Here is a 14,660-nt window from a genome sequence, read left to right as displayed (position 1 = left end):
CGATGGATTGCCTCTTGCTGCAGGAAACGACCAAATCGCGGATGAAACCCGCCGTCGCTCTCGAGGGCATCTCCAAGTCCTTTCCGGGCGTGCGGGCGCTGTCCGACGTCTCGCTCGCTTTATATCCGGGCTCCGTCACCGCGCTGATCGGCGAGAACGGCGCCGGCAAGTCGACGCTCGTGAAGATCTTGACCGGCATCTATCAGCCGGATGGCGGCACGATCCGGGTCGGTGGCGAAGAAACGCATTTTCCGACCGCGCTCTCCGCCGCTCATGCCGGCGTCACGGCGATCCACCAGGAAACCGTGCTGTTCGATGAATTGTCCGTCGCCGAAAATATCTTTCTCGGCCACGCGCCGCGGGGTCGCTTCGGTCTGATCGACTGGAAGACGCTGAACGGCAATGCCCGCGACCTGCTGGCCCGCGTCGGTGCCGAAATTGATCCAACCATCCGGCTGCGCGATCTCGGCATTGCCAACAAGCATATGGTGGCGATTGCCCGTGCTTTGTCGATCGACGCCAGTGTCGTCATCATGGATGAGCCGACGGCCGCTTTGTCGCACAAGGAAATCCACGAACTCTATGAGCTGATCGACCGGCTGAAGGCCGATGGCAAGGCGATCCTGTTTATCAGCCACAAGTTCGATGAAATCTTCCGCATTGCCGACCGCTACACCGTGTTTCGCGATGGCGGCATGGTTGGCGAGGGGCTGATTGCCGACGTCACGCAGGATCAGCTGGTCAAGATGATGGTCGGCCGCGATGTCGGCCAGGTCTTCCCGAAGGTGGATGTTGATATCGGCGAGCCGGTACTCACCGTCTCCGGCTATCGCCACCCGACCGAATTCGAGGACATCAATTTCGAGCTGCGCCGTGGTGAAATTCTCGGCTTCTACGGCCTGATCGGTGCCGGACGTTCGGAATTCATGCAGTCGTTGATCGGCATTACCCGTCCGTCTGCCGGTGCCGTCAAGCTGAATGGCGATGTGCTGGTCATCCGTTCGCCTGCCGAGGCGATCGAGGCCGGCATTGTCTATGTGCCGGAAGAGCGCGGCCGTCAGGGGGCTATCATCGGCCTGCCGATCTTCCAGAACGTGACGCTGCCCTCCTTGCAGAAAACGTCGCGGGCGGGCTTCCTCAAGCTTGCCAATGAATTTGCTCTGGCGCGCGAATATACGCAGCGGCTGGACCTGCGCGCGGCGTCGCTCGATCAGGATGTCGGCACGCTGTCCGGCGGCAACCAGCAAAAGGTCGTCATCGCCAAGTGGCTGGCGACACAGCCAAAGGTGATCATTCTCGATGAGCCGACCAAGGGTATCGATATCGGCTCCAAGGCTGCCGTGCACGCCTTCATGAGCGAACTGGCAGGGCAGGGGTTGAGCGTTATCATGGTCTCCTCGGAAATCCCCGAAATCATGGGCATGGCCGACCGGGTCATCGTCATGCGCGAAGGCCGTATCGCCGGGCGTTTCGAGCGGTCCGACCTGACAGCCGAAAAACTGGTGCGTTCCGCCGCCGGCATCCCAGCGCAAGCGCATGGGGAGGCGGCGTGATGGCAAAGCTTCTCAAGAACCGCGAAATCCTGCTGGTCGTCGCCATTGTTGCACTCGTCGCCCTGATCGCGCTGCGCTTCCCCGGCTTCGTCGCGCCGGCCAATCTGGCGCGCGTCTATAATGACACGTCGATCCTGATCATTCTGGCGCTCGGCCAGATGGCGGTCATCCTGACACGCTGCATCGACCTGTCGATGGCCGCCAATCTGGCGCTCTGCGGCATGGTGGCGGCGATGATCAATGCCGCCTTTCCGGGCGTGCCGATCCCGCTGGTCATCATCGCTGTCGTCGCCCTCGGCGCCGCTCTCGGCTCGATCAACGGCCTGCTCGTCTGGAAACTCGATATTCCGCCGATCGTCGTGACGCTCGGCACGCTGACCATCTTTCGCGGCATGATCTTCCTGCTGACGAAAGGCGCCTGGATCAATGCCCACCAGATGAGCGACGCTTTCAAGGCGCTGCCGCGCGCACCGCTTGCCGGCTTTCCGGTCCTGTCGTGGCTGTCCGTTGTGGCCATCGCCGCCGTCTATATCCTGATGACGCGCACGCCCATCGGCCGGGCCTTCTTCGCGGTCGGTGGCAATCCGCATGCGGCTGTCTATACCGGCATCGATGTCGGCCGCACGCGCTTCCTTGCCTATTGCCTCTCCGGTGGTCTTGCCGGTTTGGCCGGTTATCTCTGGGTGTCCCGTTATGCGGTGGCCTATGTCGATATCGCTGCCGGTTTCGAACTCGATATCATCGCGGCCTGCGTCATTGGCGGTATCTCGATTGCCGGTGGCATCGGTTCTGTCGGTGGTGCTGTGCTTGGCAGCCTGTTCCTCGGTGTCATCAAGAATGCCTTGCCGGTCATCAATATTTCGCCCTTCGCGCAGCTGGCGATTTCCGGAACGGTGATCATCATCGCCGTCGCCGTCAACGCTCGCACCGAAAAGCGCAAGGGCCGTGTCATTCTCAAGAAAGCGGAGGCGGTCTGATGGCGGAGGCGCAACTTTCACCCCGGGTCATTCCCGATCGGCTGCAGAGCCGCGGCAGCCGTGCACTGAAAAGCTGGGAGAGCCTGCTTCTCGTCGTGGCCGTTCTGATCTTTGCAATCAACTCCTTCGCCTCGCCCTATTTCCTCGATCCGTGGAACCTGTCGGACGCAACGTTCAATTTCACGGAAAAGGCCCTGATTGCCTTTGCGATGGCGCTGGTGATCATTTCCGGCGAGATCGACCTTTCTGTCGCGTCGATCATTGCCCTGTCCTCGACGGCCATGGGGCTGGCGGTTACCATGGGCGCGGATACGCCGATGCTGGTCGTCGTCGGCCTCGGTACCGGGCTTCTCTGCGGCGCGGTCAACGGGCTCCTGATCACCGGCCTTGGCCTGCCGTCGATCGTCGTCACCATCGGCACCATGAGCCTGTTTCGCGGCCTCTCCTTCATTATACTCGGTGACAAGGCCTATACCGGCTATCCCGCGAGCTTTGCCTATTTTGGCCAGGGCTATGTCTGGTGGGTCTTCTCGTTCGAATTCGCTCTCTTCGTCGTCTGCGCGATCATCTATAGTGTGCTGTTGCACAAAACGAATTTCGGCCGCGCGGTTTATGCCATCGGCAACAACCAGACGGCGGCGCTGTTTTCCGGCGTGCGCGTCGGCCGCGTCAAGTTCATCCTGTTCCTGCTGACGGGCCTGATGGCCGGGATCGCCTCGATCTGCCTGACCTCGCGGCTCGGTTCCACCCGCCCGTCGATTGCGCTCGGCGTCGAACTGGAAGTGGTGACCATGGTGGTTCTTGGTGGCGTCAGCATCCTCGGCGGCTCCGGCACCATTCCCGGCGTCGTGCTTGCTGCCTTCATCATGGGCATGGTCACCTTCGGCTTTGGACTTCTTAACGTGCCGGGCATTGTCATGTCGATCTTCATCGGTGTGCTGTTGATTTCGGTGATCGCCCTTCCGATCCTGTGGGCCCGCGCCCGCCGCCGCATGGCTCACTGAGGGGGCGGTCATGGAGAAATATGCGTTTCGCATGCGGCTCAATCCCGGAATGGCGGGGGAGTACAAGGCCCGTCATGATACGATCTGGCCGGAATTGTCACAGCTTCTGGCGTCTGCCGGCGTGTCCGATTATTCCATTCACCTGGATGAAGAGACAAACCTGCTGTTCGGCGTTCTCTGGCGGCGCGACGGTCACACCATGGCCGATCTGCCGGAACATCCGGTGATGCAGAAATGGTGGGCCTATATGGCTGATATCATGGAGACGAAGGCGAACAACGAGCCGGTCGCCGTGCCGCTGACCACCGTCTTTCATATGAAGTGATCCCATGAAAACCATCGCCGTCATCGATATCGGCAAGACGAATGCCAAGGTTGCCCTTGTCGATCTCGACCGTTTCGAGGAAACGGCGGTGCGCAAGACCGCCAACGGCGTGACCACCGAGGGGCTCTATCCGCATTTCGACGTGGAGCGGCTCTGGGGCTTCATCGCCGGGAGCCTTGCCGCGCTGAATGCGGAAACGCCTGTCGATGCGATCTCCGTGACCACCCATGGCGCAACCGCCGTGCTGCTCGACAGGAACGGCGATCTCGCCTTGCCGCTGCTCGACTACGAATTTGCCGGGCCAGATACGCTGGCGGCCGAGTATGACACGGTTCGCCCGCCCTTTGCCGAGACCGGTGCCGCGCGGTTGCCGGGGGGGCTGAACATCGGCGCGCAGATCTACTGGCAGGAACAGACCTTCCCCAAGCAGTTCGCAGATGTCGCGACCATCCTGACCTATGCGCAATACTGGTCCTACCGGCTGAGCGGCGTGTTTTCCACCGAGTTGACCTCGCTCGGTTGCCACACCGATCTCTGGAACCCTGACAAGGCTGACTTCTCGACGATGGTCGACGAGCGCGGCTGGCGGCCGCTGTTTGCGCCGGTGCGCCGGGCAAGCGATCTTCTCGGCGGGCTGACGCCCCAGGCTGCAAGGGACTGCGGCCTGCCGGAAGGCTTGCCGGTCTTCTGCGGCATCCACGATTCCAATTCCTCGCTGCTGCCGCATGTCCTGACACGGTCGGCACCGTTCTCCGTCGTTTCCACCGGAACCTGGGTGGTGATCATGGCGATGGGGGCAAAGAAGGCCGTGCTGGACGAGGCGCGCGATACATTGATCAACGTCAATGCGCTGGGCGATCCGGTGCCATCGGCGCGCTTCATGGGCGGACGTGCATTCTCCACCCTGATGAAGGATCAGGCCGTCGCTGTGTCTCCCGAAATCGAGGCGGAGGTCGCGGCCGCGCAATGGATGCTCCTGCCATCGGTGCCGGAAGGTTCGGGGCCTTTCCCGCATGCAAAGGCACGCTGGACCTGTGACGAAGCGTCATTATCCGGTCCCGAACGTCTCGCGGTCGTATCTTTCCACTTGGCGATGATGACCGCCACCTGTCTCGACCTGATTGGCGCACAGGGAGAGATCGTCGTCGAGGGGCCGTTCGCGGCGAACGCGACCTATCTGCGGATGCTGGGCGCTGCAACGGGGCGGCCCGTGCTGACCGGCAGCCAGAGCGCCACCGGCACCAGCCTTGGCGCCGCATGCCTTGCGGATGGCAGCCGGGCGCAGATCCATACCGTCGATTTCAGTGGTGAGACGCCGGCAAGCTATAAGGCCTATGCCGAAAGCTGGCGCGCTGTGGCAGGCCGGGTGGAAGAATTTTGAGGAAGAGACGGCGCGGATAGCAGCAACGCCGGGTCTGAAAGTTGAAATTCTCAGGAAGAAATGGTTCTGATCTTTAAAAGATGCGCGAGCGCAAAGACTTGCGATCTTCCTCGATATTCAGGAGGATGGAGATCGCTGCCAGTGTCAGGGTGGCGATAAGCGTGGCGCTCAGTCCCAGAACAATCATTGCTCGTCCCTTCTACGTCATCATCATGATGCCGCTTCACCTTGACCGGCTATGCTTGCGCATGGCTTGCTTCGGTCAGAATAGGCTGTAGTTAATAAGCCGCCCCCTATAGATCAATTCCCAAGTTTTACCAGTGATAACCTGTTGTTTCTCTGTCGCGTGCAAACCCTTGGCCCGCATGCGGTTGCGCCCGGTTGCAGCCATACAGGTCCAATTTTAGCGAAAGAAGATACGGACCATCAACCGTTAACCTTCAAGCAAGGAATTAACCATAAACATGGTCGTACACGTCGGAGTGGGAAAATCTACTTCCCTGCAAGGCATGATGCCGTACCGACGAACCGGTTCTGACCCGGTATGCATTTCACCGGGTGACTCATGGGAACGAAGCGGCCGAATGCCGTGGTCGGACGGCGTTGCTGCCGCCCGCACGCGCATCTGCAGGACGGCGCGCTTGGGCATCGCCCCTTTTGAACATCCGTTGAATTGAGAAGCCGCGTGTCCTTTCAGGCACGTGGAGATGCAGCAATTGTTTGAATTTTTTACAGAATACCTCTGAAAGCCGCACGGCTTTCGAGAATTGCGCACCGGACCGGGGAACAGCGTTGAGGCAGGAATCGTCGCCAGATCAGACCAGAAAGGCTCAGGCAGGCAGCTTGCTGGAGCGCTTGCGTTTTGCCGGGCTCGATGAAGACCAGACCGACGTTCTGCGCAAGAACCGCCAATCCCTGGGCGCTCAGGTGGAGCTCGCGCTGCGGGATCTCTTCCAGCGCCTCCAGACCTTTCCGGATGCTGCGCGCCACTTTTCCAGCGATCGCCAGATCGACCGGTTGCACGATCTCCAGTCGTCGCATTGGAGTGTTCTGACAGACGCCCGCTTCGACAGCCTCTATGCCGAACGCGTCAAGGTTCTGTCGGATACCGAGAGCAAGATGGGGCTCGACCCACGCTGGCAAATTGCCGGGCATTCGGTGGTGCTGGAGCGTCTGATCTGTTCGATGATCGAGGAGTTCTGGCCAAAATCGGTGCTGGCACTCGGCAAGTCGCGCAAGCAGGAATTGAACGCGCTTGTCGCCGCCCTGGTCCGCACCGTCTTCGTCGATACCGAAATCTCCGTTTCCCTGCGCTTCAACGAACAGCGCCACAGCCACCAGCGCCAGCTCGCCGAGCAACGCAAGGCGGGCGAAGCCGAAGCGCTGGCACTGTTCGGCGACGTGACGCAAGCGCTTGGACGCGGCGACCTCTCCGTTCGCACACCCGCTGACGTGCCCGCCGTCTACCAGCCCCTGGCACAGGAGCTGAACGGTGCACTCGACGTCATGCAGCGCCAGGTCATTGGCCTTGCCGACCGGGCTGCCACGATGGAGACTTCGTCGCGCGAACTCGTCGGTCAAACCGGACAATTTGCCGCCAGGGCACAGCAACAGTCGGAAGCACTCGGCGAGGCCGTGACGGCGTTCAATGCCATCGTCGATCGCGTCAAGCACAATGCCGGTCAGACGCAAGCCGCGGAAAAGAGCGTCGCCGTTACCCGTCAGTCCGCCGAACACAGCGGCGAGATCGCCGGCCAGGCGATTTCCGCCATGGCCGACATCGAGGCCTCAGCGGAAAAGATCGGCCAGATCATCGGCGTCATCGATGAGATCGCCTTCCAGACCAATTTGCTGGCGCTCAACGCCGGCATCGAGGCGGCTCGCGCTGGCGAAAGCGGCCGAGGCTTCGCAGTCGTCGCCCAGGAAGTCCGGGCGCTGGCGCAGCGCTCCGGCGATGCCGCCCGTGAAATCAAGCAGCTGGTCTCGAATACGAAATCCCAGGTCGTGGCGGGCGTCGAGCGGGTCGGCCGTACCCAGGACGCCATCAGCAGCATCGTCGAGCAGGTTCGCGGCATCAACGACGCCATCGCCGGCATCGCTGAGGAAGCCGCCGGGCAGGTCACCAGCCTGCAGTCGGCCACATCCGATCTCGGCCGCATCGGCACCGACATTGGCGCAGGCGCCGCTCAGGCTGCCGGAGCCCGGGAGACCTGCACCGATCTTCACACAGTCATCCTCGAACTCGGCCAGACGCTCCGCCAGTTCCACGTCCAGCGAAATGCGCCAAGGGCGGGTGGGGTACAGTTTGCTTCTCCGGCAGCTATCGCGATTGCAGCCGGGCGGCAAGGCGATATGGCTGACGAGACGAATGACGGTTTCGACGATGGCTACGGCCTTCAGGGCCGGCTTGCCGGCTGGGGGCGCTGATGCATACGCGCCACAAGCATCACCAGCCGCTCCCGGCGATCTATGAACTTCATCGCACTGGCTCAAAGGCTCGTGCGGAAAACCCGTTGAACCATCCGTGTAAATTACTCCCAGTCAGACAAGGAAAGTAGAGATGGCAACCAAGAAAGCCGCTCAGAAAAGTTTGAGCCTCGCGCCGGTCCTCGATCTGAACGAGGCCAACGTGCTGCATGGCAAGCTGATGGCTTTGCGCGGCAACAATCTCGTCATCGACGCCTCGGCAGTGGAGCGCGTCGGGGCGTTGTGCGTTCAGGTCCTGATGGCCGGAGCGAAAAGCTGGGAAGAGGATAAACAGTCTTTCACCTTCGCCAAGGTGTCGGACGCATTTACGAAAACGACACAGCTCATCGGGGTCAATATCGATCACCTGATGGCACAGGAGATCTGAGAAATGAAAAAGAAAGTTCTCACAGTCGATGATTCCAGAACCATCCGGAACATGCTGCTCGTCACGCTGAACAATGCCGGATTCGAAACGATCCAGGCGGAAGACGGCATCGAGGGGCTCGAAATTCTCGAGGATGCCAATCCGGACGTCATCGTCACCGACATCAACATGCCCCGTCTCGATGGCTTCGGCTTCATCGAGGGTGTGCGCAAGAACGAGAAATTCCGGGCCATCCCGATCCTCGTGCTGACGACGGAAAGCGACGCGGAAAAGAAGAACCGCGCCCGCCAGGCAGGCGCGACCGGCTGGATCGTCAAGCCGTTCGATCCGACAAAACTGATCGATGCCATCGAGCGCGTAACCGCCTAAGCCAGGATTACCCCCATGGATATGAACGAAATCAAAGAGATTTTCTTTCAGGAATGCGAGGAGCAGCTCGCTGAACTGGAATCCGGTCTCCTGCGGCTGAATGACGGCGACCGTGATCCGGAAACGGTGAACGCGGTGTTCCGTGCGGTCCACTCCATCAAGGGTGGCGCCGGGGCTTTCGGGCTGGATGATCTTGTCTCTTTCGCACATGTGTTTGAGACCACTCTTGATTGCGTTCGTTCCAACAAGCTGGAGCCGACACAGGATGTCCTGAAGGTCATGCTGAAATCGGCGGACGTTCTGGCCGACCTCACCAATGTCGCCCGCGACGGCGGCAGTGTCGATCAGGCCCGCTCGAACCAGCTGATCCGGGAACTGGAGGCGCTCGCCAAGGGCGAAGCGCCGCCTGCCGCGCCGGCTTCCGAGCCGGCAGCACCCAAGGCTGCCGTGGCAAAGCCTGCTCCCGTTGCCAAGGCCGCGCCCGCCGAACCGGCTGTCAACGAGCACGATTTTGTGCCCGTCGCCTTCTCCTTCGATGATTTCGGTGGTGACGAAGACGAAGCCTCAAGCGGTCTTCCGGCCTATGACGTCGTCTTCAAGCCGAAGTCCGAACTCTACACCAAGGGCAATGAGGCAACGCTGCTCCTGCGCGACCTCTCGCGGCTGGGTGAAATGAGCATCCATTGCAATATGGACAGCCTGCCGCCGCTCGACCAGATGGATCCGGAAGCGGCCTATTTTTCCTGGAGGGCGTCGATCCGGACCGACAAGGGCGAAGACGCCATCCGGGCGGTGTTCGAATTTGCCGAATGGGACTGCGATCTTGACGTGACGGCCGTGGAAACGGGCGAAATTGCAGACGCCTCCGACGACGATCTGCCGATGCAGCCGGTTCCGTTCGATCTCTCGGCGCTCGATGACGAGCTGGATGCGCCGCTCGGCGTCGTCGAAGAGGAAGAGCAGATTGCCGCTGCCCAGCAAGCAGCCGTCGCTGCCGCGGAAGCCGCGAGCAATGTCTTGCAGGTGACCGGTAACGCCGCGCGTGCCGCGGTCAGCGAAAAAACTGTGTCAGCAGCTCCCCAGAACAATGCCCAGCAGGCGTCTTCGGCGGCCGCGCCGACGATCCGCGTCGATCTCGATCGCGTCGATCGCCTGATCAACCTCGTCGGCGAACTCGTCATCAATCAGGCGATGCTGTCGCAGAGCGTCATCGAGAATGACTCGAACGGCGTTTCCTCGATCAATATGGGTCTGGAAGAGCTTCAGCAGTTGACCCGGGAAATCCAGGATTCGGTCATGGCCATCCGCGCCCAGCCGGTCAAGCCGGTCTTCCAGCGCATGGCCCGCACGGTCCGTGAAATTGCCGACATTACCGGCAAGTCGGTTCGCCTCGTGACCGAGGGGGAAAACACCGAAGTTGACAAGACGGTCATCGACAAGCTTGCCGAGCCGCTGACACATATGATCCGCAATGCCGTCGATCACGGTCTGGAAATGCCGGAAAAGCGTCTTGCCGCCGGCAAGAGCGCCGAAGGCACGGTCAAGCTGACCGCCAAGCATCGATCGGGCCGTATCGTCATCGAGTTGTCCGACGACGGTGCCGGTATCAACCGCGAGAAGGTACGCCAGAAGGCCATCGACAACGACCTGATCGCGGCCGACGCCAATCTGTCGGACGAGGAAATCGACAACCTGATCTTCCACGCCGGTTTCTCGACCGCCGACAAGGTCTCCGACCTGTCCGGCCGGGGCGTCGGCATGGACGTGGTCAAACGTTCCATCCAGGCGCTCGGCGGCCGCATCAACATCTCGTCCAAGCCGGGGCACGGTTCGACCTTCACCATGAGCTTGCCGCTGACGCTGGCCGTGCTTGACGGCATGGTCGTCACGGTCGCCGGCCAGACGTTGGTCGTACCACTGACGGCGATCGTCGAAACCCTGCAGCCGGATGCCGCCGCGATCCATTCCTTCGGTGCAACGCAGCGGCTGATCTCGATCCGCAATTCGTTCTGCCCGCTGGTCGATGTCGGCCGTATCCTGAACTTTCGCGCCACCCAGGCCAATCCGGTGGAAGGTGTCGCCCTTCTGGTCGAATCCGAAGGCGGCGGCCAGCGCGCCCTGATGGTCGATGCCATCCAGGGCCAGCGCCAGGTCGTCATCAAGAGCCTGGAAGCCAACTATACGCACGTGCCCGGCATTGCCGCCGCCACCATTCTCGGTGATGGCCGTGTCGCTCTCATCCTGGACGTGGATGCCGTCGTTTCGGCATCGCGCGGCCAGCCCCTGCAACTCGAATCATCGCTGGCCGCCGCAGGGTAAGACTATGACGGATCTGGCAAAACATCTGACGAATGGAGGGCGCGAACTGATCGCGTTCCGAATTGGAGATCAGGAATTCTGCGTCAACGTCATGTCCGTGCGGGAAATCCGCGGCTGGACACCGGCGACGCCGATGCCACATGCGCCGCAATATGTGCTGGGCGTGATCAACCTGCGCGGCGCTGTCCTGCCGATCATCGATCTGTCGGCGCGTCTGGGAATGAAGCCTGCCGAACCGACCGTGCGCCACGTCATCATCGTGACGCAGGTGAGGAACAAGGTCGTCGGCCTCCTCGTCGAGGCGGTCTCCGATATTCTGACGATCAAGGACGAGGATATCCAGCCGACACCGGATATGACGTCCGAGTTCGAGCGGACATTTGCCCGCGGCATCCTGGCGATCGAAGGGCGGATGATCTGCCTGATCGAACTGGAAGCCGTCTTTCCTCATTCCGAAAGTGAAGCTGCATGAACATGCCAGCCGCCTTTGACAGCAAGCTATCCCCGGACGAGTGCCTGGCGAGCGGAGAATATCCGTTGACACGCCGTGACCTCGCCGAGATTGCTGCGATGATCTATGCCGATGCCGGCATCTATCTCAATGAAACGAAGGCTTCGCTCGTCTATTCCAGGCTTTCCAAGCATATCCGCAATATTGGTGTGAAGGGCTTTCGCGAATATTGCCAGCTGGTTTCCTCGCCGGCCGGCGCTGCCGTGCGTCGCGACATGCTCTCGCACCTGACCACGAATTTCACCCGTTTCTTCCGTGAGAACCACCATTTCGAGCATCTGAAATCCGATGTGCTGCCGGAGCTCCTGGCGCGTGCCAGAAATGGCGGCCGGGTGCGCATCTGGTCAGCTGCCTGTTCGGACGGGCAGGAGCCCTATTCCATTGCCCTGACGGTGCTGTCGATGCTGCCGAATGCGGCGGACTACGATTTCCGCATTCTTGCCACCGATATCGATCCCAAGATCCTGGCACTTGCCCGGGCCGGCGCCTACGATGCGACGGCCCTTGAAACGGTCAGCCCGGCGATGCGCAAGCAGTGGTTCTCGGAGATCAGCGTCAACGGCCGCCAGAAGTGGCAGGTCGACGATCGGGTCAAAAAGCTGATCACCTTCAACGAGCTGAACCTCATGGCCCAGTGGCCATTCAAGGGACAGTTCGACGTCATCTTCTGCCGCAACGTCGTCATCTATTTCGACGAGCCGACGCAGATGAAAATCTGGTCCCGGTTTTCCGGGATGCTCAATCCCAGAGGGCATCTTTACATCGGCCATTCCGAGCGCGTTTCCGGTGATGCGAAGACGGTTTTCGACAATATCGGCATCACCACCTATCGCTACACAGGCAAGGCGCATGGAGGCCACGCATGAGTGCCGCACGCGTTCTTGTCGTCGACGATAGCGCCACGATGCGCGGATTGATCACGGCCATCCTCAGCAGCGATCCGGACGTCCAGGTGATCGGCCAGGCCGCCGACGCCATGCAGGCACGGCAGGCAATCAAGGATCTCGATCCGGACGTCATCACGCTCGATATCGAGATGCCCAACATGAACGGGCTGGAATTCCTCGAAAAGATCATGCGCCTGCGCCCGATGCCGGTGATCATGGTGTCGACGCTGACGCACAAGGGGGCGGAAGCGTCCCTCGCGGCGCTGGAAATCGGCGCGTTCGATTGCGTCGGCAAGCCGCTGCCCGGCGATCCGCATCCGTTTGGCGATCTCGCCGAAAAGGTGAAGGCCGCCGCACGGTCGCAACGCAAGTACATCATCTCCGGCAACAAGGTTGCCGCACCGAGCGCTGCCAACGCCAATGCATCTTCCGACTACAGGGCGGGCCGCAAGATCATCGCGATCGGCTCGTCCACTGGCGGCGTCGAGGCCCTGATCGCGGTGCTGCAGAAGTTTCCGGCCAATTGCCCGCCGACGCTGATCACGCAGCACATGCCGCATACGTTCACCAAGAGCTTTGCCGAGCGCCTGAACCGCCTCTGCGCTCCAACGGTGCAGGAAGCAACCGATGGCGCCCGGCTGGAAATCGGCAAGGTCTACCTGGCACCCGGTGGCGAGCGCCACCTGCAGGTCGTCAACGCATCATCGCCCAGCTGCCGCCTGCTGGACCGCGAACCGGTAAACGGCCATCGTCCTTCCGTCGATGTGCTGTTCGATTCCGTCGCGGAACTTGCAGGCCGCAACGCAGTCGGTGTGATTTTGACCGGAATGGGCCGCGACGGCGCGTCCGGTCTCTTGAAAATGCGCCACGCAGGTGCCCGCACATTCGGTCAGAATGAAAAAACCTGTGTCGTGTATGGAATGCCGAGGGTTGCCTATGAACTGGGCGCCGTCGAAACCCAACTCCCCCTCGGCTCAATCGGGGAAGAAGTCTTGAAAAGCACCGCCGCCCGAAGAGAAGGAAGCGAATAAATGTCCCTAGCGGAAAAAATCAAAGTTCTGATCGTCGATGATCAGGTCACCAGTCGCCTGCTGTTGGGCGATGCTTTGCAGCAGCTTGGTTTCAAGCAGATCACGGTCGCCGGCGATGGCGAACAGGGCGCCAAGATCATGGCGGCGCAGCCGCACCATCTGGTGATTTCCGATTTCAACATGCCGAAGATGGATGGTCTTGGCCTGCTTGCAGCCGTGCGCAACAATCCGGCCACGAAGAAGGCGGCCTTCATCATGCTGACAGCGCAGGGCGACCGAGCGCTGGTCACCAAGGCGGCAGCGCTCGGCGCCAACAATGTTCTCGCCAAACCCTTCACCATCGAAAAGATGAAGGCGGCGATCGAGGCTGTGTTCGGGGCGCTCAAATGATCACCGAAGCCGCCGTCAAGCGTGTGCATGTCATCCAGGGTGAGTGGAAGGTGGTCAATGATCCAGACGTCGTACTTGCGACCATCCTCGGCTCCTGCGTGGCTGCCTGCATGCGCGACCCGGTTGCGGGTGTCGGTGGCATGAATCACTTCCTTCTGCCGGGATCGGCGGATGCAATTTCTTCAGGCGGCGATGCAACGCGTTACGGCGTGCATCTGATGGAACTGCTGATCAACGGGCTCTTGAAGAAGGGCGCCCGTCGCGAGCGGCTGGAGGCGAAGATTTTTGGTGGTGCAAAGACGATCGCGCGTTTCTCCAATGTCGGCGAACAGAATGCGCTGTTTGCCCGGCAGTTCCTGATGGACGAAGGCATACAGATCGTTGGGGAGAGCACCGGCGGCGATCACGGCCGCAAGCTCGAATACTGGCCGCTCAGCGGCCGTGCCCGGCAATATGCCCTGACGGGCGTGGAAACGCAGAAGACGGTCGCCCAGGAGCAGCGCCCCAGGCCTGTGCCGAAGCCGGCCGATAACGCGATCGAATTTTTCTAGTGCCTGGGCGGTATCCGGGATGCGCCCGGGATGTGGCTTGGCCGCGGGCTGGGAAGTCTTGGACGGCAATTGTGCAGCGTGAGGATGAGTAATGCTGACTGAACTGAAGAGCCATATGCCTCACGTCGACGAGGCGCTCCCCGACGTGATGATGCGCATCGTCTCGGAACTCTATGATGTGGCTTATCTCATCGAGCGGATCGAGCCGATGCTCAGCGATGTTCACGGCGAGGTGGTTCTGGAATCGGCCGATCGCATCAAGGTTTTGCAGGGGATCGACCTTGCCGTCCAGAAGACGCGCGGCCTTGCCGAGTTCATCGATACGGTCACCGCGGCCATTCCCCAGTCCTGGCTGGTGGATGTGACGACAGCGCTCAATCTCGTCAAGCTTGCCGATATGCAGAAATCGCTCGGCAACGGTATGCTGCGGCACGGCCATTCCCAGCCACTGACGGAAGCGGCCGGCGACTTCGAAGCCTTCTAGCAGCAGCCGATATTCGCCTCGGCG

Annotated in this window: 15 protein-coding genes; all 15 read left to right on the top strand. The window is 61.1% G+C overall.

Translation table 11 applies throughout. The annotated features are described in order from the left end of the window. Nucleotides 1–41: 41 nt before the first annotated feature. The gene (locus ADU59_RS01920) at nucleotides 42–1,553 is read left to right on the top strand and encodes a sugar ABC transporter ATP-binding protein (protein WP_068952496.1); all 1,512 of its coding nucleotides are present in this window, start codon (nucleotides 42–44) and stop codon (nucleotides 1,551–1,553) included. Next, nucleotides 1,550–2,530, top strand: a complete 981-nt coding sequence (locus tag ADU59_RS01915) for an ABC transporter permease (RefSeq protein ID WP_068951153.1) — start codon at nucleotides 1,550–1,552, stop codon at nucleotides 2,528–2,530. Before ADU59_RS01920 ends, ADU59_RS01915 begins: the two co-directional genes overlap by 4 nt. Beyond that, nucleotides 2,530–3,534 carry an ABC transporter permease gene (locus ADU59_RS01910; RefSeq protein WP_068951151.1) on the top strand — a complete coding sequence of 335 codons (1,005 nt, stop codon included), beginning with the start codon at nucleotides 2,530–2,532 and terminating at the stop codon, nucleotides 3,532–3,534. Before ADU59_RS01915 ends, ADU59_RS01910 begins: the two co-directional genes overlap by 1 nt. A gap of 10 nt (nucleotides 3,535–3,544) precedes the next feature. After that, a complete protein-coding gene (gene rhaM / locus ADU59_RS01905; protein WP_068951149.1) occupies nucleotides 3,545–3,859 on the top strand; it encodes an L-rhamnose mutarotase in 315 nt (104 codons plus the stop codon). A 4-nt stretch (nucleotides 3,860–3,863) separates the two neighbouring features. Next, a complete protein-coding gene (locus ADU59_RS01900) occupies nucleotides 3,864–5,240 on the top strand; it encodes an FGGY-family carbohydrate kinase (RefSeq protein ID WP_068951147.1) in 1,377 nt (458 codons plus the stop codon). Between the two features lie 792 nt (nucleotides 5,241–6,032). Next, complete coding sequence (locus ADU59_RS01895; protein ID WP_083198090.1) at nucleotides 6,033–7,667, top strand: globin-coupled sensor protein; 1,635 nt, start codon at nucleotides 6,033–6,035, stop codon at nucleotides 7,665–7,667. Between the two features lie 133 nt (nucleotides 7,668–7,800). Then, nucleotides 7,801–8,094 (top strand): STAS domain-containing protein, encoded by a 294-nt coding sequence (locus ADU59_RS01890; RefSeq protein WP_068951145.1) that lies wholly within the window; start codon nucleotides 7,801–7,803, stop codon nucleotides 8,092–8,094. A 3-nt stretch (nucleotides 8,095–8,097) separates the two neighbouring features. Further along, nucleotides 8,098–8,463, top strand: coding sequence for a chemotaxis response regulator CheY1 (gene cheY1, locus ADU59_RS01885; protein ID WP_068951143.1), 366 nt, complete (start codon nucleotides 8,098–8,100; stop codon nucleotides 8,461–8,463). Between the two features lie 15 nt (nucleotides 8,464–8,478). After that, complete coding sequence (locus tag ADU59_RS01880; RefSeq protein WP_068951141.1) at nucleotides 8,479–10,782, top strand: chemotaxis protein CheA; 2,304 nt, start codon at nucleotides 8,479–8,481, stop codon at nucleotides 10,780–10,782. 4 nt (nucleotides 10,783–10,786) lie between these two features. Continuing rightward, nucleotides 10,787–11,254 carry a chemotaxis protein CheW gene (locus tag ADU59_RS01875; RefSeq protein WP_068951139.1) on the top strand — a complete coding sequence of 156 codons (468 nt, stop codon included), beginning with the start codon at nucleotides 10,787–10,789 and terminating at the stop codon, nucleotides 11,252–11,254. Continuing rightward, nucleotides 11,251–12,159: a protein-glutamate O-methyltransferase CheR gene (gene cheR, locus ADU59_RS01870; RefSeq protein WP_068951137.1), complete on the top strand. Its 909-nt coding sequence runs from the start codon at nucleotides 11,251–11,253 to the stop codon at nucleotides 12,157–12,159. Before ADU59_RS01875 ends, cheR begins: the two co-directional genes overlap by 4 nt. Then, nucleotides 12,156–13,211 carry a protein-glutamate methylesterase/protein-glutamine glutaminase gene (locus tag ADU59_RS01865; protein WP_068951134.1) on the top strand — a complete coding sequence of 352 codons (1,056 nt, stop codon included), beginning with the start codon at nucleotides 12,156–12,158 and terminating at the stop codon, nucleotides 13,209–13,211. Before cheR ends, ADU59_RS01865 begins: the two co-directional genes overlap by 4 nt. After that, nucleotides 13,212–13,601 carry a response regulator gene (locus ADU59_RS01860; RefSeq protein WP_037105534.1) on the top strand — a complete coding sequence of 130 codons (390 nt, stop codon included), beginning with the start codon at nucleotides 13,212–13,214 and terminating at the stop codon, nucleotides 13,599–13,601. It abuts the gene before it with no gap. Further along, complete coding sequence (gene cheD, locus ADU59_RS01855; protein ID WP_068951132.1) at nucleotides 13,598–14,152, top strand: chemoreceptor glutamine deamidase CheD; 555 nt, start codon at nucleotides 13,598–13,600, stop codon at nucleotides 14,150–14,152. Before ADU59_RS01860 ends, cheD begins: the two co-directional genes overlap by 4 nt. Nucleotides 14,153–14,243: 91 nt before the next feature. Beyond that, entirely contained in the window at nucleotides 14,244–14,636 is a 393-nt protein-coding gene (gene cheT, locus ADU59_RS01850) for a chemotaxis protein CheT (protein WP_068951130.1), read from the top strand. Nucleotides 14,637–14,660 lie beyond the last annotated feature (24 nt).

The organism is Pararhizobium polonicum (genome assembly GCF_001687365.1).
Classification (GTDB): Bacteria; Pseudomonadota; Alphaproteobacteria; order Rhizobiales; family Rhizobiaceae; genus Pararhizobium; species Pararhizobium polonicum.
This window is presented reverse-complemented; position numbering and strand designations above follow the sequence as displayed.